We start from the raw sequence: 24,880 nt of genomic DNA on the forward strand, positions 1-24,880 counted from the left end.
TCCGCTCTCGACGCGCTATCCGTACGCCGCGTTACGTTACGCTGAACCACCGTTCGAGTCCGACCGCGGGGACGAGAAACAGGAGTATCACGAGCGACCACGCCGCGTCCACCGTGGCCGCGAACGCCGCGTCGAGGACCACCAGCGCCAGCACGCACGTTCCGACCGCCGGGCCGATAGTCTCCGGAACCGGGTTCCGGTAAGCCCGGCCTAGCGCCCGGCCGGTCCAAGCGAGGAATCCGACGCCGAGGACGAGCGACGCCGCGCCGTCGAGCGGACGCGGACGCGCGACCGCCAACCGGACGAGGAGGACCGCTCCGGCGGCGACGGCCCCCGAACCGGCGACGAGGACGCTCCGCCGACCGCCGGACTCGGTCTCTCCCGACGCCATGAACGTCACGGCGGCGATGTACGCGGCGACCGCGAGAGCGACGCCCGCGGCGGCCAGCGACGGCGTCGGCGACTCGCCCGCCGTCGTCCCCAGCAGGACGTTCAGCCCTCGAACCGCGCCCATCGCGGCGAACCCGGCGACCCCGCCCTTGAGAACGCCGTCGTACAGCACGATTCCCCCAGCGACCGAGACGGCGACGATTCCGCCGACGACTCCGGCGGCGACGCCCGCCACGGCGACGCCGGCGACCAGCAACGCCGCGCCCAGCGCGTACCCCGTCCGGCGGGACACTCGCCCGGAGGGTATCGGTCGTTCCGGACGCTCTACGGCGTCCACGTCGGCGTCGAACGCGTCGTTCAGCGTCGTCCCGGCGGCGTACAACAACATCGACGCGAACGCGAGTCCGGCGACGCCGCCGAGGGTGACGCCGGTTCCGGTCGCGGCGGCGAGCGCGGCCCCCAACAGCACGTCCGGGGGCGCGGTGAAGAGGTTCGGAACCCGGACGAGTTCGGCGTACACCCCGACTGAGCGGGCGAACCGCGACCGCGCGTCGCCCACCTCACGTCCACCCGTGTTCCGCCAAGAACGACATCGCGTCGCGGGCCGTCTCCTCGGCGGTCTCCTGATACGGGTAGAGTTCCACGGTGACGAACCCGTCGTAGCCCGACGCCTCCACGGCTTCGAGGAACGCGTCGATGTCCATCGCGCCCGCCCCGAGTTGGGTGTGTTCGTGCGAGCGGTCGGCCGGGATGTCCTCGACGTGGTAGTGGTCGGCGTACTCGCCCAGCGTCTCGACCGCCGCCGCGGGGTCCTCGCCGACGCAGAACAGGTGACCCGCGTCGAAGTTGCACCCGACGGCGGACGAATCGACCATATCGACGAACTCGAGGAACTGGTCGGTCGTCTCTATCAGCAGGTCGGGTTCGGGTTCGACCAGCAGGTCCACCCCGAGTTCCTCGGCGGTCGGAATCACCTCGTTCAGGCTCTGGACGAACGTCTCCATCGCCCACTCGCGGGACTTCCCGTCGGGAATCGGACCGCCGGGTTCGATGGAGATGTACTCGGCGTCGAACGCGTCCGCGAGGTGGAGCGCCTCGCGGGTGTAGTCGATGCGCTTCTGGCGGTACTCGGCGTCGGGTTCGACGTACGAGGGGTGGTGGAACCCCTCGATGGCAGTCAGCATGAAGGCGTTGCAGTTGCTGATTGCGAGGTCGTCATCGTCGAGCGCGCGCCGCAGTTCGGCCACGTCCTCCTCGTCCGTCTCGGGCGGGTAGAGGTGGGGTTGGTCGAACAGCAACTCGACGCCGTCGTACCCCGCGTCCGCGAGTATCTCGACCGTCTCGACCGGCCCGTAGTCGCGGAACGCGTTGGCTGAGAATCCGAAGTCCATGTTACCGCTCGTGGTCGAAGTTCGGCGACTGGTCGAAGAACTCGTAGGGGTTGTCGAAGACGACCTTCCGGACCTCCTCGCGGTCCCACCCTCGGTCGAGCATCTTGTCGCGGGCCTTGGGCACCGCCAGCGGGTCCGAGGGGTCCCAGTCGGCGGCGCTGTTGAGTATCATCTTGTCGGTGCCGTACTCCTCCAGCAGGTCGATGGCCTTCTCGTCCGCTATCTTCCCGGGATAGAGCGTGAATCCGACGTAGCAGTCGGTCTCCAGACTGGTGTCGATGGTGTTCTCGGTGTTGTGGTCGATGATGATGCGCTCCTCGGTCACGTCCTCGTCCTGAATCATGTCCACGATGGTCCGGGTCCCCTCGGGCTTGTCGGTGTGAGGCGTGTGGACGATGACCGGGAGTTCGCGCTCCTCGGCCATCCGAATCTGTCGGCGGAACGCCTCGCGCTCGTCCTCGGTGTCTTGGTCGAGTCCGATTTCGCCGACGCCGACGACGGGGTCGCGGTCGAGGTACTCGGGGATGCGCTCCAGCACCTCCTCGGCCATCTCGGGGTAGTTCGCCTCCTTGGGTTCGAGACCGATGGTCACGTAGTGGTCGATGCCCGCGACTCGCTCGGCGCGGTCGGTCTCGTGTTCGATTATCTGCTCGAAGTAGTCGAAGAACGACCCGGCGTGTCGCTTGTCCTGCCCGCTCCAGAACGCCGGTTCGATACAGCACTCGATTCCCGCCTGCCGCGCCCGCTGGTAGTCGTCGGTCGAGCGCGACACCATGTGCATGTGCGGGTCGATAATGCGCATACCCCCGAGAAGGACGGGTAGACCCTTTGTTATTCGTCAGTTTCCCGCAGGCGCGGCCGAGCGACGGCCCGAACCGGTCGCTCGGTCCCGTCATCGCTCTCGAACGGCCGAAATAGCTGATTGTCCGACCCAAAATAACGGGCTTAACGCGAGTATGTGGCCGTTTTAGGGCGGTGCTTCGACTGCCGGTCGTCGTCAGGCGGTGGGAATCGCATCGTCTTCGGGGAAACTACTGGATAACTAACCGACTCCACGTCGTAGTCCCGCCGGTAATGGACGGAACTGCGATTCGCTGGCTCCGACGTGGAGTACCTACGGTGAGACGCCTCGCCGAGTCCACGAGAGCGCACTCGGAGCGTCGTTCACCGCGACCGAGGCGCGCCGGACCGCGAGGGTCACGATGACGGGGACGGGAATCTGGGTAATCGGCGCGCGGGGCAACGTCGCTACTACGGCGGCGGTCGGTGCGCGCGCTATCGCTCGCGGCGCGACCGACGAGACCGGACTGGTCACGGCCCGGCGGCCGACGGCGGACCTCGACCTACCCGATGTCGCCGACCTGACGTTCGCAGGCCACGAGGTCCGGGAGGGGAGTCTCGTCGAATCCGCGAGAGCGCTGTCCGAGGACGGAACGCCCGCGCCCGAGACCGTCGAGACGGTCGCCGACGACCTCCGCGCCATCGACGACCGCATCAGGACGGGCACCGCGGTCAACGCGGGCGAGGCCATCGCGGACATCGCCGACGACACCGCCGACGCCGAGCGGTCGCTCGCCGAGACCGTCTCGCGCATCCGCGACGACTACGAGTCGTTCCGGGCGAGCGAGGACCTCGACCGGGTCGTCGTCGTCAACCTCGCATCGACGGAGCCGCCGACTGCCGACCCGGAGCAGTACGACACGCTGTCGGCGTTCGAGGACGCCGTGGCCGACGACGACCCGGACCTGCCCGCGAGTTCGCTGTACGCCTACGCCGCGCTGAAGGGCGGCCACCCCTACGTCAACTTCACGCCGAGCACCGGGAGCGCGCTCGGCGGACTGCGCGAACTCGCGGCCGAGAACGACGTGCCCCACATGGGACGCGACGCCAAGACGGGCGAGACGCTGGTCAAGTCGGCGCTCGCGCCGATGTTCGCGGGGCGCAACCTCCGGGTCATGTCGTGGGAGGGCCACAACATCCTCGGGAACACCGACGGCGCGGTCCTCGAAGACGAGCGCAACGAGGCGGGCAAGTTGGAGAGCAAGGGCGACATCCTCGACGCCATCTTGCCGGACGTGGGGCACAATCGGGTCCGAATCGACTACACGCCGTCGCTGGGCGACTGGAAGACCGCGTGGGACTACATTCACTTCGAGGGCTTTCTCGACACCGAGATGACGATGCAGTTCACGTGGGAGGGGTCGGACTCGGCGCTGGCCGCGCCCCTCGTCCTCGACCTCGTCCGACTCGTGGCGTACGCCGACCGGCGGGGCGAGGGCGGACTCCAGCGCCACCTCGCGTCGTTCTTCAAGGCCCCGCTCGGCGTGGAGGAACACGACCTCTCCCGGCAGTTCGAGATGCTCGACGAGTACGCCCGCGAGCGACGCTCGGAGGTGAGCGCCGGTGGCGAGCGGTGAGGACGCCGACGCCGGGCGAGTGATAGTCCTCGACGTGGTCGGTCTCCGCCCGGACCACGTCGAGACGGGTCTCGCCGAGCGAATCGGCGACGCGCTGGACGGCGGTTCGACCGCCGCGCTCCGCCCGCCGTTCCCCGCGGTCACGGTGCCGGTCCAGACGACGCTCGGCGAGGGTCGGTCGCCCGCGAGTCACGGCGACGTCTCCAGCGGCGAGTACGACCGCGACCGCGAGACCGTGGCCTTCTGGGAGCGCGACCGGGACGACCGGGACCGCATCTGGGAGACCGCGAGCGACGCCGGTCTCACCACCGGCGCGCTGTTCTTCCAGCACCTCATCGGGACCGACGCCGACGTGGCGGTGACGCCCTCGCCCATCGAGGACGAGAACAACGACCTCGTCGAGATGAACTGCTGGACCAACCCCGACGGCTTCTACGACGACCTCGAAGCCGAGTACGGCCACTTCCCGCTCCACCGGTACTGGGGTCCCGGCGCGAGTCGCGAGAGCAGCGAGTGGATTCTGAACGCGGCCCGCGAGGCGGTCGAACGCTACGACCCGGACCTGCTGTGGGTGTACGTTCCCCACCTCGACTACGACGCCCAGCGCCACGGTCCCGACGCCCCCGAGGTCGAGTCGGCGGTCGAGACGGTGGACGACCTCGTCGGCGAGTTCGTCGCCGACCTCCGGGACGACGCGCGATGGGACGAGACCGTCGTGAACGTCCTCAGCGAGTACGGATTCCACGAGGTCGAGACCCCCGTCTTCCCGAACCGCGCGCTCCGAGAGGCCGGACTGCTGTCGGTCCGGAACGACGGCGAGGGCGGCGAGGAAGTGGATATCCCGGCGTCGGACGCGTTCGCCATGGTAGACCATCAAGTCGCGCACGTTTACACGGACTCTCCGTCGGACGCCCGCGACGCGCTCGCCGACCTCGACGGCGTGGCCGAGGTGCTGGACGACCGGGGGAAGGCCGAGCGAGACGTGGACCACCCGAACGCGGGCGACCTCGTTCTCGTCGCCGACCCGGACGCGTGGTTCCAGTACTACTGGTGGGACGACGACGAGGACGCCCCCGCCTACGCGACGGAGATGGACATCCACGCGAAACCGGGGTTCGACCCGTGCGAACTGTTCTTCGGCGATTCGGGGCCGGTCTCGCTCGACGCGACGAAGGTGAGCGGGTCCCACGGCCGGGTGGACGAGGGGACGCTGGCGTTCTACGGTCTCAGCGGCCCGGCGGCCCCGGACCTCGGACTCGACGGGCCGGTGGACGCGCGCGCCGTCGCGCCGACCGTCGCGGACCTCCTCGGTATCGAGGACGAACTCGACGCGGCGTTCGAGGCGTCGTCGCTGTTGGAGTAGTTCGAAAGTTTCCTCGCTTCGGACTAACTCAGGAACGCTCCCGGCGTGCGCTCGAACTCCTCTCTGTGTTCGTCACAGCAGAAGTAGTACGACTCACCCGACCGAGTGGTCGTTATCTCCTCGTACTCGTGGACCCGTCCCCCGCAGACGAAACACTCCGCCATGTCCGATTCGTGGGCTGGCGAGCGCAAAAGGACTCTGGCCGCAGGTCGCTCATAGGGTCGGTTGTAACTATTTTCGGTAGTGGTCCGTGACCGCCGGTATCTCGGGCGTGAAACAACCTGACGACGAATACGGGCTGGAACGAATTACAACCGACCCTATCAGACGTACTGGGCCAACGCCTCGAACGCCTCCGCGGCCGCCCGGTCGGGTTCGGCCGGGTACGTGTACAGTTCCAGCGTGGCGAACCCGTCGTAGCCGACATCGTCGAGGGCGTCGAAGACGGTCCCGAAGTCGAGGTCCCCTTCGCCCGGAATCCGGTGGTAATGTTTCCCCCGGCGTCCGCCGACGATGTCCTCCAGATGGACACCGGTGATGTGACCCGCCGACCGACGTATCGTCTCCCCGAGGTCCTCGCCGTAGACCGCAGCGTGGCCCACGTCGAGGTTGATGCCCAGCGAGTCGCGGCCGGTCGCCTCGACGAGTTCGAGTACCTCGTCGGTACACTCGACGAGCAGTTCCGGTTCGAACTCGATGCCGACCTCGACCCCCTTCGACTCGGCGTGGTCGAGTATCGCGTCGAGCGACTGGTCGAGGTACTCGCGGGCCTGCTCGGGCGGGTTCCCCGGCAACGGACGGCCGGTCGCCACGCAGACCGCCGGAGCGCCGACCGCCTCGGCGAGGTCGATGGCGCGCTTCGTGTACTCGACCCGCCACTCGCGCAGTTCGTCGTCGGCGTTGACGATGCTCGGTTCGAAGAACGCGGATGGCGGCGCGTCGTCGTAGTACCCCATCGCGGTGTTGGCGTTCACGTTCGACACGTCGAGACCGGTCTCGTCCAGCGCCTCGCGGAGCGACCGGGTCTCCTCGTCGCCGAACGAGGGGAAGTAGGCGTGGGGGTCGTCGCCGAGTATCTCGACGCCGGCGTAGTCGTGGTCCGCGATTCGACGTACCGCTTCCGGGAGCGAGTGGCGGGTGTAGGCGTTCGTGGAGAAGGCCAGTTCGACCATGGCGTCGGTACGACAGCATCGCTCAAACCGCTTGTTGCAGGGCGAACGAATCGCTCGCGCTCACGTCATACTCGGATTTCCGAGATGCTTCCCGCCGCTCGGTCGCTCACGACGTTCGCTCCCTCACTCGCAAAACGTTGATGAAAAGAACCGCAGTCCGCGTTATTTCCGCTCGAACGTGATGGCCGCGCCCTGTCCGAACCCGACGCAGAGCGTCGCGAGTCCCTTGTCGGCGTCGCGCTTCTCCATCTCGTGGACCAGCGTCACGGGCAGGCGCGCGCCGGAGGCCCCGAGCGGGTGGCCGAGCGCGATTGCGCCGCCGTTGACGTTGAACTTCTCGTTGTCCACGCCGAGTTCGTCGCGGGAGTAGACCGACTGGCTGGCGAACGCCTCGTTGAGTTCCACGAGGTCGAACTCCTCGATGGACTCGCCGGTGCGCTCCAGCAGGCCGCGGGTCGCCGGGACCGGGCCGATGCCCATCACGGTGGGGTCCACGCCCGCCACGTTGTTGTCGCCGACGTGGGCCATGATTTCGAGACCGTGTTCCTCGGCGAACGCCTCGCTCGTGACGAGCGTCGCGGACGCGCCGTCCGAAATCTGGGAGGCGTTACCCGGCGTGACCGTCCCGTCGGACTTGAACACCGTCGGGAGTTGCGAGAGGGTCTCCAAGTCGGTGTCGGGGCGGATGCCCTCGTCGGTCTCCACCAGACCGTCCTCGGTCTCGATGGGGACGATTTCGTCGTCGAACCGGCCCGACTCGGAGGCCTCGGCGGCCCGCTGCTGGCTCTGGAGCGCGTACTCGTCCTGCATCTCGCGGGTGATGCCGTACTCCTCGGCGACCTTCTCGGCGGTCATCCCCATCGAGAGTTCGCCGACGTTGTACATCTCGCCGAGTCGGGGGTGGACGTTCCCGTAGCTCTGGCTCATCGGTACGCGACTCATGTTCTCGACGCCGCCCGCGATGATGGCCCGTCGCTGGCCCGCGCGGATGGCGTCGCTCGCGCTGATGATGGCCTGCATCGAGGAGGCGCACCAGCGGTTGATGGTCGTGGCGGGCACGCCCTCGCCCAACTCCGAGAGGAGCGCGATGACCCGCGCCACGTTGTTGTCCTGTTCCTCGCGCTGCTGGGCACAGCCCCACATCAGGTCGTCGATGTGTTCGCCTTCGAGTCCCGTCTCGTCGAGGATAGTGTCCACGAGCGGCACCGAGAGGTCTTCGCTCCGGGTGTCCGCGTAGACGCCGTCTTCCTTACCCTGCGGCGTTCGGACTGCCTTGGCGATGACTGGAGTGGTGTCGTCTCCCATACTACCGTATGCGGTCTCGATTGTCTTAAAAGACAGCAGAACTCGGCCCCCGTGGTGCGGAGTTTCCCGACGGTTCGCGTCCGTCGGGTCTCGACACCGCCCGGTGGCGCTCCCGCAGTCCGCGCGGACGCGTCGGTCCAGAAACTATTTGTCCGAACCCGCAGCTATAACTGTTCAATGACCCGCTCGGCCCGCGTCGTCCGCAGACCGACCTGCTCCCCTCCCTCGCCGACACATGGCATCGAAAACTGAAACCTCCGCCTCGGCCGCGAGCGCCCGCGAAACGCTCACCGGGTACGCCTCCCGGACCCAACTCGTCGTGGTCGGGATTACGGCGGCCGCCCTGCTCGCGCGCTTCGTGAGCCTCGGCACCCGAGTCGCCCATCAGGACGAGGCTCGGGTCGCGTACTGGGCGTATCGCTTCATGGAGACCGGCGTCTACGAGTACCGACCTATCGTTCACGGCCCGTTCCTGACCATCGTGGACGGCCACCTGTTCGGTCTGTTCGGCGCGTCGGACTTCACGATGCGACTCGTAGTCGCGCTGATAGGCGGCCTGCTCCCGCTGTCGGCGCTGCTGTTCCGCGAGCGCCTCCGCGACTCCGAGACGGTAGCGATGGCGCTCCTGCTCGCGTTCAACCCAATCCTGCTCTACTACTCGCGGTTCTACCGCAACGACGTGCTGCTGGCGGGACTCATGCTGGTCGCGTTCGGCTTCTTCGTCCGGGCGTACGACCACCGGCGACCGGCATACCTCTACGCCGGGGTCGCCGCCTTCGCGCTGGCGTTCACCACCAAGGAGAACGCGCTGGTCTACCCCGTCACGTGGGCGGGCGCGGCGGTCCTGCTCTGGGACCACCGTCTGTTCGTCGAGCGGGCGGGCGACCGCGGCCTGCTCACGGCCGTCTGGGCGCGCGTCCGCCAGACCGCGGTCGGCGTGCTGAACTGGTGGCCCCACTTCACGCTGGTCGTCTTCGAGTTCTTCGCCATCGTCGTGTTCTTCTACGCGCCGCGCGGGACCGACCGACTCTCGGGGACCGACGTGCCCGGACTCTACGAGGCGCTCGCGAATCCGACCTTGCTCCCGGCGGTCGTCGAACACGCCACGCTCGGGTCGTGGAACGACTTCGTCGGCCAGTGGGGCGGCGGCAACGAGGGGTCGTACCTCTCTGCGCTCAAACCCCTGCTGTCGGTCCTCGAAGCGGGCGCAATCGTGCTGCTCGCGCTCGCCGTCCTCGGCTTCGTCGTGGACCGGTACGTCGGCGAACGACCCAGCGACGCGGTGTCGTTCACGGCCTACTGGGGCTTCGCCAGCGTGCTCGGCTACCCGGTCATCGTGGACAACCCGTTCCCGTGGGAGACGATTCACATGATAGTGCCGCTGGTCGTCCCGGCCGCGGTCGGTCTCGCGCTGATAGCCCGCCTCGGGTTCGAGAGCGTGGCCGACGGCGACGCGCTCTCCGCGACGGCGGCCGCACTGATTCTACTGCTGGTCGTCGGACAGGTCGGTGCGACCGCGGTCAGCACGTCCTACCTCGACTCCCAGAGTCCCGACAACGAACTCGTCCAGTACGCCCAGTCGTCCAGCGAGATGAAACCGGTACTTCAGGAGGTGCGCGACGTCGCCCGGTCGAACGACGGCATCGACGTGATGTACTACGGCGACGACCCGAACTTCGACGGCGACAACTTCTACGCGCCCGACCCGTCCTCCCACGCGGTGCCGCCGGCGGGCGACGGCTGGTTCGCCCGCCTGCCGTTCGCGTGGTACATGGAACTGTACGGCGCGGAGACCGACAGCGTGAGAGAACCCGAACTACTGCAGGGCGACGACAAGCCGCCGGTCGTCATCGCGCTCGGCGACGCGAACTCCTGCTCGAAGACGTACGACAACGCGGAGGACATCGACGAGTACATGGACGGCTACCGCCGCTACGAGGTCCAGCGCTACCTCCACGACAGCGGATGCGTCATCAGCAGCACGGTCATCTACGTGGACGAGAACGCGACGCGGGAGTGACCGGCCTCGTCTCGAATTCGGAGTTTTTGGCGGCAGTATCTGCAATCCATCGCGAACCGTCCCGTCGTCACGGGGCTTCGACGCGCTTAAGCACCTTTAGCGTCAAACCTCCGGGGAATGAGCGACGCGGCACTGGACGTCGTCGAATTCCTGCTCACCGCGAGCCTCTACAACGACAACCGAGAGCTAGACGAGAACGACCTTCCCCCGCGCTACCGGCAGGTCTTCTGGCCCGACGGCGCGCCAGAATCGACCGACCGTGACAGACCCGGAAGTGACAACTCCCCGCTCGGCATCGAGCGCCCGATTCGGCCCACCATCGAGACCGCACGTCGGGCGACCGGGGTCGAGAACCCGTGGAGCGCGATTTCGGGCCTGATGTTCAGCGACCGCGACGAGTTCTCCGGGTCGCTCGAACTCACGCAACCCGACATGGCCGAGGAGTGGTTCCTCGACCGGGGCGAAGAACGCATCCTCCACAATCCGGTACTGGCCTACGCCTTCGAGGGCGAGGTAGACGGGGCGGACTACGAGGCGGCCCGCGACGCCAACCGGCCGGTGCAGGCCGACCGCGCGTGGATAGACGGTCTCCTCTCGCAGTACTTCGCCGACGAGGAGGAAGAGGAGATGCTGGACCTCGTGGACATCCGAGCGCCCGAGGAGATAGAGACCACGCTGGACGACCTCGTGCTGACCGAGGACCAAGAGTCCGAGATTCACAAGATAGTGAAGGCCATCGAACACCGCGAGTACCTCGCGCAGATTGGCCTACGCGAAATCGGGAAACTCCTGTTCGTCGGGCCGCCCGGAACCGGGAAGACCTCGACCGCGCGGGCGCTGGCCTACGACCTCGACCTCCCGTTCGTGGAGGTCAAACTGTCGATGATAACGAGCCAGTACCTCGGTGAGACCGCCAAGAACGTCGAGAAGGTGTTCGAGGTGGCCAAGCGCCTCTCGCCCTGTATCCTCTTCATGGACGAGTTCGACTTCGTGGCCAAGACCCGCGCGAGCGACGAGCACGCCGCCATCAAGCGCGCGGTCAACACCCTGCTGAAGTCCATCGACAACATCAGTCTGATTCAGGACGACGTGCTGCTCATCGGCGCGACCAACCACCCCGACCAACTCGACGCCGCGGCGTGGCGTCGCTTCGACGAGATTGTCAACTTCCCCAAACCCGACGCGGGGATGCGCTCGGACATCCTCCGACTCATCACTCGGCCGATGGACATCGTGGACTTCGACCCCGACGAACTCGCCGAGGAGACCGAGGGCCTGACCGGCAGCGACCTCCGGATGGTGCTCCGCGAGGCGGTGCTGGACGCCCTGACCGAGGAGCGGACCGCGCTCACGCAGGAGGACTTCGTGGACGCCATCAAGGACTTCGAGGAGCGGGACAACCTCAAGGACCTCGACATGATAGAGGGCGACCACGACGCGCTGGTGGCCGGTGGCGACATCTCCGGGTCCGGCGGCGCGAGCGCGGACGGCGGGCACAGCCACGACCACTAAGTCGATAACTTTCACTTAGCTCCACGACCGGCGTCGAGTTAGAGTCCCTACTCTCACGGAGTCTTCTACGTCGGAACTGTCGAAACCGAAGATTCCGACAGCATCCGTCTCGCTTCGACCCAACACCTATATTGCGTCACAAAAGATATGTGGATAGAAGGCCAACAAACCAGCATGAACCGCCGTCAGTTACTTGGAGCAGTTGGTGGGGGTGCTTCCATCTCGGTATGCGGATTTCTCAAAACTATGTCCTCAAACGACGAAGAAGTAGCGTATCCCAAGGTTTCCGTTCACGGAGATACCACAGACCCTGAGCGTAACGTAGCACTATCGGTAGAGGTGATTCAGCAATTCAGTCGAGAGAGTCCTGCCGAGATTCAGGTGGCGTTTACGAACACCGCCGAGTCAGCGCGCGAGTTCTACTTCGGGAGCACTCCTCCGTTTTCGGAGTATCTCTCTACGGAACGGAACGATGGGACTCAACTCGTCGCTATCCCGAGGAACCGCTCTCACATTTCCTTAGGTGACGTGAACGACGCGACAGGTGAATCAAGCGAAAATCAGGAAATCGTACCAGAACGTCCATTAGACGGCTGTTGGCGGCTCCATGGAGACTTGGCAGTTTGGGGATTCGCAAATCAAAAAACAGTCAAACCGGGTGAGACCTTACAGGAAAAGTTCACCGTTCTAGATTATTCAGATAACACGACCTGTCTCCCCGGCGGTGAGTACCGATTCGTCTCTCCAAACTACTTTGGACAAAACAATCCGTGGGGATTCACCGTCGAACTGACGTACAGCGAATAGAGCCTCGTCTGGGTTGATTTCAAGACGATACGGTTGACGATTCGTATTCGAGAAATTTCGATGGCCGGATACTGTCCCGGCAGTCCTGTCTATTGGTTTCCGAAACTGTATCCTTGGTACTCGTGAATGGCGTATGCGGCCGCGCCACTGCTGTGATTATCGACCAAGTCACCGGAGTGGAGATTAACCACGTACGCCTTGCCTTTGTCACTGACGAAGTAGATGATTCCTCCTGAGTCGCCACCCTCCGTGTAATCTCCATCCAACTCGACGAGTTCGGTCAGGAGAGCGTTGTTAGAACAAGAGTACGTGTTGTCGTACGAGTCAATCTGGGCAGTTGCCGTACAAGACGCTGCAAACCGGCCTTTAACGGTCGTTCCATCGGACGAGAACGAATCCAATCCAGACTGAGTGACCCATCCTTCGATGGACGCACTCTCGTTCACGATGTCGTCGGAAACGCCTTCGTCGGACGCGGGTGTGACGAACACGGAGTCGTGTTCTAGGTACTCGTCGCTGACGTCGCCGAAGTAATCCTCGACTTGGTACATCGGTTCGCCATTCGTGTCTGTGTTGTCACAGCCGTTACCAGAACTGAGGAACACGTGGCGTGCACTCATCATGTATCGGTTGCCGTTTTTGTACGCGGCACAACAAGCACTACCGCCACCGTAATCCGAGTTGATTGCAACTCCGCCCTTTGCAGGGTCGTAGTTGTTGAGGTAACATGCCTCCCAGTCCATCGAAACGTCGTTTTCGACAACGATGGAGACTCCGTCAACCTCTTCAGGAATGTTAACGTCCGTACTCGGTCCTCGCGTCCCCACTCGAACTTGTTTCATTAGCTTGCCACCGATTGAACGTTCACCGACTGTCAACCCAACTAGAACGACGTCGTTCTCGTCCTCGTAACGCTTTTCGAGACCGTCCCGGACTTTGCGTGCTGTCTGGACCTGTTCCCACCACTTCGTTGAAACCTTCTCTGTTTCGACGGGTCCATCGCTATCACGGAGAGTGACGATTTCGGTCGTGTCCTTGGAGGAAGCGCTACCTTGGGCGGCGTAGCCAGCCATCCCAACACCAGTGATACCTATTCCTTTCAGATACTTCCGGCGACTGCTTTTGATTCCTTTTTCCGAGTCGGAGCGGGGATTCGTTTTCTCTGTCATATTTGCGGCGATTAAATATACAAAAAGAAAACGCTTTTAATTTTCTAAGATTATAATATATAACAATCTTTGAGGGTGAGTATTTTTCGAACGTAGAACCCGTTCAGGCCGATACGTCCCCGAAACCTTTGTACCCCAAGCGACTACCTCCGGCAAATGCAGGTCACCCTCCTCGGCACCGGCGACACGACCGGCACGCCCACGCCGGACTGCGACTGCGACACCTGCGAGGAAGCACGCAGTCGCGGCGTCGAGCGCTCGCGGTTCTCGGTGCACGTCCGCAACGAACGCACCGGCGAGGCCCTGCTGATAGACCTCAGCCCCGACTTTCGCCACCAGTTCCTGACTCACGACGTGGGCCTGCCCGACGAAGCCGTCGTCACCCACATTCACTTCGACCACCTCGACGGACTCGGCAACGCCTACCGACTGCTGGACGCCCTGCCGGTCTACGCCGCGGACGAGGTGGACCCCGTCACCGACGAGAGCGTCGCCGACACGATTCGGCGCAAGTACGACTACCTCGACAGGGTGACGGTCCGGGACCGGACGCCGCTCGAACCCTTCGAGACCTGCGGGTTCGAGGTGACGTTGGTCCCGGTCGAACACCCGCCGATGCTCTGCTACGGCGTCGTCGTCGTTGACCCCGAGACCGGCGCGAAACTCGCGTTGACCGGCGACACCAACTACGCGGTTCCAGACGAGAGTCGCGCGGTGCTGGCCGACGCCGACCTCCTGCTGGCCGACGCAATCGTCCCCGCGCACCTCTGCGAACACCATCCGATGGGCGGCGACCACCACGGCCCGGACGGCGTCCCCCGGACGTTCGGCACCAAGCACATGACCCGAGAGGGGGCGCTGGCGCTGGCCGAGGAACTCGACGCCGCGGAGACGCGGTTAGTCCACCTCGCTCACTACTATCCCGCCGAGGAGGCCTTCGAGGAACCGCTGGCTATCGACGGCGAACAGTACCACCTCTGAGACGGTTCGGCGGTCGGCCTACCGACGCCGCGCGACGCCGAGTCCGACCAACAGCGTCCCGAGCGCCCCGACCGCCGCGAGGGGGCCGAAGCCGGGAACGCCGGTCTTGGCACTCGCCGGTTCGCGGTCTTCGGTTTCGCCGCCGCTGGCGGTCGTCTCCCCGTCGTCCATCGCGCCCTCGGAAGTCCGGCCCTCAGTCGCTTGCCCGTCCGTCGTTTCTCCCGTCGGACCCTGACCGTTGGCCAGACCGCTGATGTTCTGGAGCACGTCGTGGCACCGACTCAGCGCCGTCGCGTTCGCGTGGCGTCCGGAGTCGCCGTGGAGTCGGGCGGTCCCGGTGGCGTTCAGGTCGGTCGCGGTCGGACCGCCGTGTTCTCCGGCGGGGAGTCGGACGGCGTCGTACACCAGCCACGGGGCGTAGAACTCCCAGACGACCTCGCCTTCGGGCGTCACCTCGACCACCCGGTGGTTCGCCGAATCGGTGACGAGGGTGTTGCCGCTCGGCAGGCGGTCGGCGTCTCGGGGCCACGAGAGATTCCCGGTGAGCGTCCACGTCCGGTTCCAGCCCTCACCGTTCGTCAGATTGCCGTCCGGATTCGCGTACTCCACGATGCGGTCGTTCTCGCTGTCGCCGACCAGCAGCGTCGGCGTCCCGTTCTCGCTCTCGAGATAGTCGGGATTGTGCTGTTCTGACAGAATGTTCTTCTTCCCGTCCTCGCCGAGTTTCATCACGATTTCGTTCGTGGAGCGGTTCACCACGATGGCTTGGTCGAAGTTCCGCGGCGAGGCGAGGTAGAGACCCTCGCCGACCTTGTCCACGTCGTTGACGTGGGTCCAGTCGTCGGTGTAGTTCTCTTCGAGGGTCTCGGGGTCGTAGTGGTCGTCGAAGCGCCACTCCCACGTTATCTCCTCGGTCGTGCGGTTGTAGACGAAGATGCGGTCGTCGTTCCGCTGGGCCGACGCGTTGTAGTTGCGCATGTTCGCCAGCAGAATCTCGCTACCGTTGTTGATGAGGTCGGCGTCGTGGGTGTCGGCGATGTCGAAGGTCTTCGACCAGACGCGCTCCTGCGTCCGGGGGTCGAACTCGTAGACGAGCGTCCGGTGGCCCTTCACCGTGGCGGTGACGAAGAGGTTCCCGTTGTCCATCCGGTCCACGTCGTATCCCCACGCCACGTCGTACTTCTCGGCGCTCTGGTGGACCCACTCGATTTCGCCGTTCGGCCCGACTCCGACGAGTTTCGCCGGGCGCTTGCCGCCGTTCTTCCCGAACCGGAACCCCTGAACGCTGATGACCGTGGTCCCGTTCGTGGGGGCGTCGATGGTTCCCGCGCAGGGATTGGGGGACGCCTGCGACGCGACCGAGCGCGCGTCGGTGTTCGGGGTAGCGACGACCGGTGCTACCATCGAGAGACAACACAACAGGGTTAACGCGACGGCGAGCGACCGCCGAGAGGTCGTTGGCATGAATCTCCGTATCGACGTTGGTCGGTTTTTAGCTACTGGTTAGGGTGCGATTACTCGCCCGGAACTGTCTGCGCTCCGACGTGAATACTTTGTGTTTTCCCGGAGTACTCCGGGCCACGTTCAGCGTTCTCCGCCGACGCCGACTTCGGGGTCGCCACACGACCCCGAGAGCGGGGAGTCCGATAGCGCGACCGAGGAGCGTCGTACTGCGATTCACACTGTAAAAGTCAGCCTCCTCTCATGTCTTTCTTCCGGGGGAATTGGTATCAACGGGTTTAAAAATACTGTCTCCTCATGTGAGTTTATGGATAGGAATACTCCGTCCAGACGACAGTTCCTCACCGCCAGCGCATCTGCACTCTCGCTCGCACTCGCCGGTTGTTCCGGCGGCGAGACGTCCGAGGGAAGCGACACGACGACCGGCGACGGTGGCGGGGACACGGAGACGACCTCCGACGACGCCAGCGAGACGACGACCTCGACTGCACAGTCGAGCGGTTCGAGTTCCTTCGCGGTCAAGGTCGTCTACGACGGCGAGTGGCAAGGCTCGATTTCGGCAGGCGGCAGCGCGAAGTCGATTCAGGGGAGCGGGACCAAGACCGTCGATATCTCGGGCGAACCGAACATCGTCTCCGCGAACGCCCAGAAGAAGGACGGCGGCGGCGATGCGAAGCTGACGATTCAGATTCTGAAGGACGGCGAAGTGGTCAAAAAGAGCAGTACGACCGCCGAGTACGGGATGGCCCAGACGACGTACTCGCCGTTCGGTTCGGCGACCACGTCCGGCAGTTCGTCGGGCGGGTCGAAGCTCTCGGTCAAAGTCGTCTACGAGGGCAAGTGGCAGGGTTCGATTTCGGCAGGCGGTAGCGCGCGCTCGGTCCAAGGGTCGGGGACGAAGACCCTCGACGTGAAGGGGAGTCCGTCGATTCTCTCCGCGAACGCCCAGAAGAAGGACGGGGGCGCGGGGAAGAAGTTGACCATCAAAATTCTGCAGGACGGCGAAGTGTTGAAGAAGAGTTCCACGACAGCCGAGTACGGCATGGCGCAGGTCACGGCCACGCTGTAGCGCATCCGACACACCGTCTCTGGCGTCTCGTTTTCGAGGTTAGGATTCATGAGTCCGACCGTCGTATCCTCGGACATGAACATCTCACTCAGGGAACGCCTCGCGGACGCCGACTTCTGGGACCGCCACGCCAACCCCGCCAGCGGGTGGTCCCGCGTGCCGACCGGTCCGCTGCTGGTCTACGCCATCTACGCCCGGAACTGGAGGCTCCTCGCCGCGACGGTGGCGTTCGTCGCCGTCAACCCCGTCCTCTTCCCGGAACCCGACCCCGACGCCGACGAGGGCTGGATGACGAAGGGCGTCCGGGGCGAGCGGTTGTGGATGCGGGGCGCGGACGCGGGCCGAGCGAACTTGCTGAACGTCGCCAACGCGCCGGTGTTCCTCTACGCGCTCCACTCGGCGGTCCGGCGACGCCCCGGCCGGACCGCGCTGTTCACGGCGCTGACGATGGCGCTGAAACTGGCGTTCGTGGACCGGATGGCGAAACTCTACGAGCGCGAGAACGGGCGAGACGAAGGCCGAGAGTCCGCCGGGGAGGGAGCGTGACCCTTCCAGAGGCGCTCGACGCCGAGACCGGACTGACCTGCGTGGTCGGCGCGGGCGGGAAGAAGACGACGCTCTACGCGCTGGCCGACCGCCTCGACCGCGCCGTCGTGACCGCGACGGTCCGCATCCCCATCTTCGACGCGGCGGTGGCCGAGATGGTCGTGACCGACGACCCCGTGGCCGCGCTCGACGCGACCGACGCCCCTGTCCGCTTCCCGCTGGGACTCGTGCCAGAGCGCGAGCGCGAGGACCGCTACCGCGGCTACGACCCCGAGACCGTGAGCGCCCTCGCCGGCGCCCACGACGGACCGGTCCTCGCGAAGGCCGACGGCGCGCGGACGCGCTGGCTGAAGGCCCCTAACCAGCGCGAACCCCGGATTCCCGCGGCGGCCGACACGGTGGTTCCAATCGCCAGCGCCCGCGTCGTCGGCGAGACGCTCTCGGACGACCGTGTCCACCGGCCCGGGCGCGTGGCCGCCGTCGCGGACCGCGAGGTCGGCGACGAAATTCGCCCCGAGGACGTGGCGGCGGTCCTCGCCAGCGACGAGGGCGGCCTGAAGGGCGTCCCGAAGGGCGCGACCGCGGTTCCCGTCGTCAACATGGTCGATTCGCCGGAACTGGAGCGAACCGGCCGCGAAATCGCCGAGGGGGTCCTCGACCGCACGCCCGACGGGGTTTCCCGCGTCGTCCTGACCCGGATGGTCGCCGACGACCCCGTGGTCGCCGTGGTGGAGTGAGTGAGGCGGTACTGGTGGAGTGAGTGAATCGTTTGGTGGAATAAGTGAGGCGGTACTGATAGCGTAAAGCGGTACTGGTAGAATTAGTGAGGCGGAGCTAGCTTCAGGCTTGAACGACGGAGTCACCGCAACCGCACGGCACCGCGTCGGCCTCACACCTCCCCAACCTCCTCACTCTCTCGCTACGCTCGGTCGTTCGTCCCTCGCGCATCGGCGCAACACGAGGTTGCGCCAGCGCGCCGAGAGGAAGGTTGAACGGTCGAGAGACGCGTCCTTCACTCCACCAGTACCGCTTCACCGACCGGTAACGTCGCGTCCGTCGAGCGACGACTTCGGTTCTCTACTCGCCCACTCCTCCGACCCCGACCACTCACTCCCGCAGACGTTCCTCGGCGGCCTCGAACTCCTCGTGGGTGTTGACGTTCTCGAAACTGTCGGCGTCGAACTCCGACAGTTCCTCGCCCTCCACCACCGCGTAGTCCAACTCGAACAGCGGTTCGATTATCCTGCTCTCGCCCGCCACCAGCGCGGCGTCGCAGGCGTCGGCCATCGGTCTCGCCCGGTAGACGGCGTGGGTGGTCTCGAACCAGTCGGTGGGACGCGGGACGGCGGCGTCGCGGGACTGCCTCGGGTCGCTCGGGGACTCTCGCTCGTCGGCGTCCCGTCCGCGAGCGCGCTCGAAGAGATACGCCACGAGGTCCGGGTCCAGAAACGGCATGTCGCAGGCCGCGACGAAGGCGTATCGCGAGTCGGTCTCCTCGACCTCCCGGAGACCCGTCCGAATCCCGGCCATCGGTCCCTCGTCGGGGTCGGGGTCGATGGCGAACCGGACCGGGCGGTCGTAGCCGTCCAGCGCCGCGGCGATGGTCTCGCGCTGGTCGGCCCTGCAGTTGACGACGAGCACGTCCACGACGGGCACGAGGCGGTCGGCGACTCGGCGAATCATGGGGACGCCGGCGAGGTCGCCGACCGCCTTGTCCCCCTCGCCGAACCGGGTCGAGCGACCCCCCGCGAGGACGACTCCGGCGGGCATACCCCGCGGTTCGTCCGCCAGCGTGAAATAGGCCGCGGCGTCGCCCGGGTCGCGCAGGTCGAGACACGCCCACCGACAGCGGGCGGTACTCCCCCGATTCGAGGCCGGAACCCCCGTACGGAGCGCGATACGCCGACGCTTTACTAAGAAGATTTCAGCTCCGTCGGGGAATAAACCGCAAGTGCCGTAACGGTTGACCCCCAAGGACGTTGGGGGTAGATACCAAATGACAAGGAGGGCGGACGGCACCGACAGTAGACCAGTCAATCGGAGGGACTTCCTGAAAGCCGCCGGGGCGGGTACTGCGGCAACCAGTTTATCCGGGTACGTCGGGTTCCAAGGCAAACCGACGCTCGAGATATGGCTGTCGTACTACACCGAGGGCGAGACGAAACGGGCGTACACCGACAAGATAGTCAACCAGTTCGAGAGCCAGACCGGCATCGGAATCAACATCACGGGGGTTCCGTACACGGACATCGTCACCAAGTTCCGGTCGGCGCGGGCCGCCGGTAACGTTCCGCACCTCGTCGAGGTGATGACTCGGCCCGGCATCCTCGCTGGCGACGCGGGGCTTATCGTCAACGACCTCTGGCAGAGTTCCGAACTCGCCGACAAGACCGCCGAGAAGATTATGAAGGGTCACAAGGTGTGGGGTGCCCAATCGACGGGAAAGAAGGGTAACTTGGTGACCTTCCCGCTCGGGTTCAGGCCGTTCTTCAGCGCGTGGCGGAAGGACTGGCTCGACCAGGCGGACATCGACCCGAGCGAGGTCAACTACAAGGCCGGAAGCCTCCACTGGCAGGACGACATCAAACCGATTTACGAGCGCCTCAACCAGACGCAGTTGGGTCAGCAGCAGGGATTCTTCCCGGATACGACCGGGATGAAACAGAGCGACGAGGAGTACATGTCGTTGTACATCCCCCAGCACGGCGGGTCGCTCTCCGGCGTCGTCAACGTGAAAGGCACCGAAGCCACCATCGACAGTCAGGCGGCCCGGAACGCCATCAAGATGCAGTTCGAGTTCATCGACGAGGGGCTGTTCCACGAGAACTCCATCAACCACGGCGACGAGGAGTCCACGACGCTTCACTGGTCGGGGAAAATCGCCGTCAACCACATTCAGGACTCGACCGACCTGTGGGGCGACTACCTCGAAGAACAACCCAAGGCCATGAAGGAGGGCGATTACACGTGGGGGCTGCCGATGAACGCCGGTACCAAGGCGGCGCTGGCGTGGCTGCCGTCGCTCGGATTCATCGCGGACGGGTTCAGCAACCAGCAGGAGAAAGACGCCGCGGTCAGGTTCCTCGAGTGGTGGATTGGTGACGACCAACGGGCGGTCCAGAACTCGAAGAAGTTGGGGTTCGTCCCGGTCACACCCCAGACGATTCAGGAGGAGGACTTCTTCGGGCAGACCCAGACCCACACGGAGTTCTGGCGCGGTGCGTGTCTCGGGACGCTCAAGGAGTTCCGGCCCGCGGTGATTCCGGCGGTACCGGGCGCGAGTGCGGTCACCTACGACATTCCGCGCAAGATGCACCAGCGCATCTCGCAGATGCTGCGACGCGGCACGGGACTGGACGAGGCCGTCAACGAAGCGACGACGCAGGCCGCGAAGGAAATCAACCAAGTCCTACAGGAGAACCGGTAGAAAAACCGCAGTCCGCTAACTGTCGCCATCCGACACCGACATATTTCGGCCTTCCATCGTTCGTTGGGACCACTGCCGGAGCCACTGGCTTTGGACCGAGCCGAACGTTCCAGAACGTCGCGTAGACCCCCGGCAGACCGACGAGAACGCACGGCGGAACGTATCGCCGACCTGCTCGGGGCGCTCTCCACCCGCTCACTCGCTCCGAATTTGCGCGACCCGCGACTCGCCGGAGGCGGCGTCGATGTGGACGTTGAACGTGTCGCCGTCCGCGGTGACGGCACGGACGAGCCACGTGTTGCTCTCGCGGTAGGGTTGCTCGGGTACCTCGAGGACCTCGTGTCCCTCGTCGGCGAGGACGTCCTTCGCGCGCTCGGTCGCGGTCTCGGCGTCCCGGACCGCTCGGTCTTGGCGCGTGAGGTTAACCGTCAGCACCGGCACCTCGCTGGTCCGGACGACCTGTTCGGTGACGCTCCCGAGGACGTACCGGTCCACGCCCGAACGCCCGTGCGTGCCCATCACGACCATCTCGGCGTCCTGCTCGTCGGCGTACTCCACGATGGTCTGGGCCGGGGTTCCCTCTTCGATGGCGGTGACGACTTCGACGCCGCGGTCCTCGGCGGCCGCCTCGATGCTGGCGAGGGCCGCCTCGCCCTCGGACTCGCGGGCCGCCCGCGTCTCCTCGCGGCCCGCCTCCGAGGGCTGGTAGTCCAGCGCCTTCTCGTCCACGACGTAGAGCGCGTGGACGGTCGCGTCGCAGAGTTCGGCCACGTTCAGCGCGTGCGTGGCGACCGGCGACTGCTCGCTCCCGTCGGTCGGGACCAGAATGCGGTCGTACATACGCGACGCTACGGCGGTGTGACTGAAAAACGCTCACGGTCTCTGACCCGAACTGTTACCACGGAGCAGGGCGTACCCCTGTCGAGATGGGTGGGGGTTACGAATTGCGGGGTCGCCTCCTTCGGGCGGACCTGACCGCCGGTAGCGTCGAGAGCGAACCGGTCCCCGAGTCGTGGCTGCGGCGGTACCTCGGCGGCAAGGGACTGGCGGCCCGGTTCCTGTACGACGAACTCGACCCCGGTACCGACCCGCTCGGACCGGAGAACGTCCTGCTGTTCGCGCTCGGCCCGCTCTCGGGACTGACGCCCGGGGAGCAGCGATACGCCGCGGTCACCAAGTCACCGCTGACGGGCGGCTTCCTCGACTCCTACGCGGGCGGGGCGTTCCCCGCGGCGCTGGCGGGAGGCTTGGGCGACTGCATCGCACTCCTCGTGGAGGGCGCGGCCGACGAACCGACCGTCCTCCGAATCCGTGACGGCGGGGGAACGCTCGAACCGGCGGGCGACCTGTGGGGCGAGGACGCCGCCGCGACCTGCGACGCCTTCGACGCCCCGGTCGCCTGCGTCGGTCCGGCGGGCGAACGCGGGGTCCGGTACGCCACCGTCGCCTCCGACGGCGGCGACCATCAGGCGGGCCGGGGCGGTGCCGGGGCCGTGATGGGTTCGAAGAACCTGAAGGCGGTCGTCGCCGACAGCGACCCGCTCGACCCGCCGGACGCGCTCGCGGCCCTCCGGGCCGACTACGAGTCCCGGTTCGCGGCCGACGAGACCGGCCGCTGGCAGGCCGCGAGCGAGACGGTCGAGACCGTGGACTTCGCCGACGAGGTCGGCGTCCTCCCCACCAGAGGCTGGCAGGACGGCGCGTTCGAGGGCGCGGACGCGGTCGGCATCGAGGCGGTCCGCCGGGCCGCGGTCGCCCGGGAGCGCGAGGGGGCGATTCCCGGCGGCTTCCGCGTGGAGACCGAGACCGACACGGGGCCGGAGGTGAGTGTGAGCGACGACGGCGAGACCCGCGGGTCCGTCCCCCGCGGCGCGACTGCCATCTCGCTCGGGTCGGGACTCGCCATCGACGACTTCGACGCGGTGGCCGCGCTCGGCGGAACCTGCGACCGCCTCGGTATCGACGTCATCAGTGCGGGCAACGCCGTCGCGTGGGCCATCCGGGCGAGCGAGGAGGGCATCGTCGACCGGGACCCCTCGTTCGGCGACGAGGCGGCGGCCCGCGACCTCCTCGGGGAAATCGCCCACCGCGATACGGAACTTGGCGACCTGCTGGCGCGGGGCGTGGACGCCGCGGCCGAGCGCTACGGCGGCGGTGACCTCGTGCCGACGGTGAAGGCGATGGAACTGCCGACCTACGACCCCCGCGGGTCCGCGTCGATGGCGCTGGCCTACGCCACCAGCGACCGGGGTGCCTGCCACCGCCGCGCCCGGCCGGTGGTCGAGGAGGTGTTCGCCACCGAGTCGTGGAGTCGCGAGCGTCGGGCCGAGACGGTCGCGGCCGAGCAGGACGCCCGGTCGTCCTCTGGAGTCTCGTCGTGGACGACTTCGCGGGCGAGACCTTCGAGGACCTCGGCGCGGAGTGGCTCTCGGCGGTCGGACTCGACTACTCGACTGACGAACTCCGCACCGCTGGCGAGCGAATCTGGACGCTGACGCGACTGTTCAACGTCCGGGAGGGGTTCGACCGGGCCGACGACGAACTGCCCGAGAAGCTGACCGAACCGTTGGCGGGCGGGCCGCGGGCGGGCGAGGCCCTCGACAGGGAGGCGTTCGAGGACCTGCTGTCGGCCTACTACGACCGACGGCAGTGGGACGAGCGCGGCCGACCGACCCGCGACCTGCTGGCGCGACTCGACCTGCTGGACGCGGTGGACGACGAGACGCCGGTCGGGTGAGCCGTCAGCCGAGACCGACTACCCGAACCTGTCGAGTCCCGACTGCCGCCGGGCCTTCCGCTCCGGTTCCGCGACCCACGGCGTCCGGTCGTCGCGCGCCGCCGCCGCGTCCACCTCGGGCGGGTCCGCGGGGTCGTGGCCCGGACAGTCGGGACCGCACGTCGCGGGGTTGACGACCCGCTCCTTCCAGCGACAGTAGGGCAGGCCGGGGCTTCCCTCGCGCTCGGCGACTTCGACCTCGGCGCAGGCCGGGAACTCGTCCGGACGCCACCCCTTGCCGTAGGCGCGCTCGGCCGTCCGCCTGCGCCGCCGGGCCTTCTCGTCGGGCGATATCATCGCCACGTCGGTCCGGAGCGGGCGTTCGTCGAGGAGTTCGACGCCCCAGTCGTCGGCGGGGAGCGGGTCGGTCTTCCGGACCACCTCCCGGTCGCCCGTCTCGGGGTCGAACCGCCAGACGCCGACCGAATCGGGAATCCGATTGAGGTGCGCGCCGGTGACGTAGCTCTCGGTGGCGAGGACGACCTCGTCCACGAGCGCGAGGGCGGCGTCCTTCCGGAGCTGGAGTCGCAGGTCGCCGGGGTCGCCGAGGTCCGGCTTGTTCTCGACGGCGACCAGCCGCCCGAACCAGTCGTCGGGGTAGCGCGCGACCTGTCGGACGCCCCCGTCGACGGCGCGCTCGAAGAAGCCGATTTCGACCGCCCGCTCCGCGATGCGGCGGGCGCGCTCGGGCGGCGCGTCGATGGCGTCCACGGGGTCGCGTGCCCGCCCGACGCCCACGTCGCTCTCGATGGCCGCGCGGGGGACGGTCTCCGGCGTCAGATTCGCCCGGTCCTCGAACCCCGGACCGGGTTCGACGCAGACCACGTCGAGGACGCGGTTGCCGGGTTCGCGGACGCCGCCGCCGAGTTGGCGGGCGACGACGGCCTCCTCGCGGGCTTCGAGGTGGGCACACAGCGCCAACTCGAAGGGGTACTCTCGCACGACTCCCACTCGGTCCGCCGGAACGAAAAGCCTCCCTATCGTGACCCAGTGTGACCTCTGAGACTCGTCTCCGACGCTCCCGAATTCCCTTCCGAGATATCCGCAAAACCGACCTCGAACTCGAAAAAAGCC

At 66.3% G+C, this 24,880-nt stretch carries 21 protein-coding genes and 1 pseudogene; 11 read left to right on the forward strand and 11 right to left on the reverse strand.

Annotation, left to right across the window (positions count from 1 at the left end; translation table 11 throughout):
• Nucleotides 1-31 precede the first annotated feature (31 nt).
• Genes FXF75_RS01440 through FXF75_RS01450 form a run of 3 tightly spaced genes read right to left on the reverse strand, consistent with a single transcriptional unit; the run spans nucleotide 32 to nucleotide 2,583 of the window.
• A complete protein-coding gene (locus tag FXF75_RS01440) occupies nucleotides 32-949 on the reverse strand; it encodes a UbiA family prenyltransferase (protein WP_163519788.1) in 918 nt (305 codons plus the stop codon).
• A gap of 1 nt (nucleotide 950) precedes the next feature.
• Nucleotides 951-1,781 carry a sugar phosphate isomerase/epimerase gene (locus FXF75_RS01445; RefSeq protein WP_163519789.1) on the reverse strand — a complete coding sequence of 277 codons (831 nt, stop codon included), beginning with the start codon at nucleotides 1,779-1,781 and terminating at the stop codon, nucleotides 951-953.
• Nucleotide 1,782: 1 nt separating this feature from the next.
• Nucleotides 1,783-2,583 carry a TatD family hydrolase gene (locus FXF75_RS01450; protein ID WP_163519790.1) on the reverse strand — a complete coding sequence of 267 codons (801 nt, stop codon included), beginning with the start codon at nucleotides 2,581-2,583 and terminating at the stop codon, nucleotides 1,783-1,785.
• 400 nt (nucleotides 2,584-2,983) lie between these two features.
• Between FXF75_RS01450 and FXF75_RS01455 the strand changes: the two genes are divergently transcribed.
• Both FXF75_RS01455 and FXF75_RS01460 read left to right on the forward strand, forming a co-directional pair.
• Nucleotides 2,984-4,198, forward strand: a complete 1,215-nt coding sequence (locus tag FXF75_RS01455) for an inositol-3-phosphate synthase (protein WP_163519791.1) — start codon at nucleotides 2,984-2,986, stop codon at nucleotides 4,196-4,198.
• Nucleotides 4,185-5,561, forward strand: coding sequence for an alkaline phosphatase family protein (locus tag FXF75_RS01460; RefSeq protein WP_309221736.1), 1,377 nt, complete (start codon nucleotides 4,185-4,187; stop codon nucleotides 5,559-5,561). The genes FXF75_RS01455 and FXF75_RS01460 overlap by 14 nt, the downstream gene beginning before the upstream one ends.
• Nucleotides 5,562-5,584: 23 nt before the next feature.
• Here the strand turns inward: FXF75_RS01460 and FXF75_RS01465 are convergent, their stop codons facing one another.
• From FXF75_RS01465 to FXF75_RS01475, 3 genes are all read right to left on the reverse strand, one after another.
• Entirely contained in the window at nucleotides 5,585-5,725 is a 141-nt protein-coding gene (locus FXF75_RS01465) for a TRASH domain-containing protein (protein ID WP_163519792.1), read from the reverse strand.
• A 159-nt stretch (nucleotides 5,726-5,884) separates the two neighbouring features.
• Nucleotides 5,885-6,733, reverse strand: coding sequence for a sugar phosphate isomerase/epimerase (locus tag FXF75_RS01470; RefSeq protein ID WP_163519793.1), 849 nt, complete (start codon nucleotides 6,731-6,733; stop codon nucleotides 5,885-5,887).
• A 162-nt stretch (nucleotides 6,734-6,895) separates the two neighbouring features.
• Nucleotides 6,896-8,038 (reverse strand): thiolase family protein, encoded by a 1,143-nt coding sequence (locus FXF75_RS01475; protein WP_163519794.1) that lies wholly within the window; start codon nucleotides 8,036-8,038, stop codon nucleotides 6,896-6,898.
• A 235-nt stretch (nucleotides 8,039-8,273) separates the two neighbouring features.
• On the opposite strand from FXF75_RS01475, the gene FXF75_RS01480 reads away from it, so the two are divergent.
• From FXF75_RS01480 to FXF75_RS01490, 3 genes are all read left to right on the forward strand, one after another.
• Nucleotides 8,274-10,058, forward strand: a complete 1,785-nt coding sequence (locus FXF75_RS01480) for a flippase activity-associated protein Agl23 (protein WP_163519795.1) — start codon at nucleotides 8,274-8,276, stop codon at nucleotides 10,056-10,058.
• Nucleotides 10,059-10,175: 117 nt separating this feature from the next.
• Nucleotides 10,176-11,570, forward strand: coding sequence for an ATP-binding protein (locus FXF75_RS01485; protein ID WP_163519796.1), 1,395 nt, complete (start codon nucleotides 10,176-10,178; stop codon nucleotides 11,568-11,570).
• Between the two features lie 174 nt (nucleotides 11,571-11,744).
• Nucleotides 11,745-12,377 (forward strand): hypothetical protein, encoded by a 633-nt coding sequence (locus FXF75_RS01490; protein ID WP_163519797.1) that lies wholly within the window; start codon nucleotides 11,745-11,747, stop codon nucleotides 12,375-12,377.
• Nucleotides 12,378-12,466: 89 nt separating this feature from the next.
• Here the strand turns inward: FXF75_RS01490 and FXF75_RS01495 are convergent, their stop codons facing one another.
• Complete coding sequence (locus tag FXF75_RS01495; protein WP_163519798.1) at nucleotides 12,467-13,546, reverse strand: hypothetical protein; 1,080 nt, start codon at nucleotides 13,544-13,546, stop codon at nucleotides 12,467-12,469.
• A 156-nt stretch (nucleotides 13,547-13,702) separates the two neighbouring features.
• Between FXF75_RS01495 and FXF75_RS01500 the strand changes: the two genes are divergently transcribed.
• Nucleotides 13,703-14,527, forward strand: a complete 825-nt coding sequence (locus FXF75_RS01500) for an MBL fold metallo-hydrolase (RefSeq protein ID WP_163519799.1) — start codon at nucleotides 13,703-13,705, stop codon at nucleotides 14,525-14,527.
• Between the two features lie 18 nt (nucleotides 14,528-14,545).
• Here FXF75_RS01500 and FXF75_RS01505 read toward each other — a convergent pair whose 3' ends face one another.
• On the reverse strand, nucleotides 14,546-15,931 hold the full coding sequence (locus FXF75_RS01505) for an arylsulfotransferase family protein (RefSeq protein ID WP_163519800.1): 1,386 nt from the start codon (nucleotides 15,929-15,931) through the stop codon (nucleotides 14,546-14,548).
• Between the two features lie 364 nt (nucleotides 15,932-16,295).
• Here FXF75_RS01505 and FXF75_RS01510 point away from each other — a divergent pair, with 364 nt between their 5' ends.
• The 3 genes from FXF75_RS01510 to yqeC all read left to right on the forward strand — a co-directional run bounded on the left by FXF75_RS01510 (nucleotide 16,296) and on the right by yqeC (nucleotide 18,340).
• Nucleotides 16,296-17,057, forward strand: coding sequence for a hypothetical protein (locus tag FXF75_RS01510; protein WP_163519801.1), 762 nt, complete (start codon nucleotides 16,296-16,298; stop codon nucleotides 17,055-17,057).
• Nucleotides 17,058-17,132: 75 nt separating this feature from the next.
• Nucleotides 17,133-17,603 (forward strand): DUF6653 family protein, encoded by a 471-nt coding sequence (locus tag FXF75_RS01515; RefSeq protein ID WP_163519802.1) that lies wholly within the window; start codon nucleotides 17,133-17,135, stop codon nucleotides 17,601-17,603.
• A complete protein-coding gene (gene yqeC, locus FXF75_RS01520; protein ID WP_163519803.1) occupies nucleotides 17,600-18,340 on the forward strand; it encodes a selenium cofactor biosynthesis protein YqeC in 741 nt (246 codons plus the stop codon). Before FXF75_RS01515 ends, yqeC begins: the two co-directional genes overlap by 4 nt.
• A 370-nt stretch (nucleotides 18,341-18,710) precedes the next feature.
• On the opposite strand, the gene FXF75_RS01525 is transcribed toward yqeC, so the two are convergent.
• A complete protein-coding gene (locus FXF75_RS01525; RefSeq protein WP_163519804.1) occupies nucleotides 18,711-19,373 on the reverse strand; it encodes a molybdenum cofactor guanylyltransferase in 663 nt (220 codons plus the stop codon).
• Between the two features lie 226 nt (nucleotides 19,374-19,599).
• Here FXF75_RS01525 and FXF75_RS01530 point away from each other — a divergent pair, with 226 nt between their 5' ends.
• On the forward strand, nucleotides 19,600-21,030 hold the full coding sequence (locus FXF75_RS01530; RefSeq protein ID WP_163521048.1) for an ABC transporter substrate-binding protein: 1,431 nt from the start codon (nucleotides 19,600-19,602) through the stop codon (nucleotides 21,028-21,030).
• A 195-nt stretch (nucleotides 21,031-21,225) separates the two neighbouring features.
• Here FXF75_RS01530 and FXF75_RS01535 read toward each other — a convergent pair whose 3' ends face one another.
• Nucleotides 21,226-21,870, reverse strand: coding sequence for a universal stress protein (locus FXF75_RS01535; protein WP_163519805.1), 645 nt, complete (start codon nucleotides 21,868-21,870; stop codon nucleotides 21,226-21,228).
• 86 nt (nucleotides 21,871-21,956) lie between these two features.
• Here FXF75_RS01535 and FXF75_RS01540 point away from each other — a divergent pair.
• Nucleotides 21,957-23,767: pseudogene (locus FXF75_RS01540) on the forward strand (aldehyde ferredoxin oxidoreductase family protein).
• 18 nt (nucleotides 23,768-23,785) lie between these two features.
• On the opposite strand, the gene FXF75_RS01545 reads toward FXF75_RS01540, so the two are convergent.
• Nucleotides 23,786-24,748, reverse strand: coding sequence for a DUF5787 family protein (locus FXF75_RS01545; protein ID WP_163519806.1), 963 nt, complete (start codon nucleotides 24,746-24,748; stop codon nucleotides 23,786-23,788).
• Nucleotides 24,749-24,880: the final 132 nt, after the last annotated feature.

The sequence above is a fragment of the Halorussus sp. MSC15.2 genome, assembly GCF_010747475.1.
Lineage (GTDB): Archaea > Halobacteriota > Halobacteria > Halobacteriales > Haladaptataceae > Halorussus.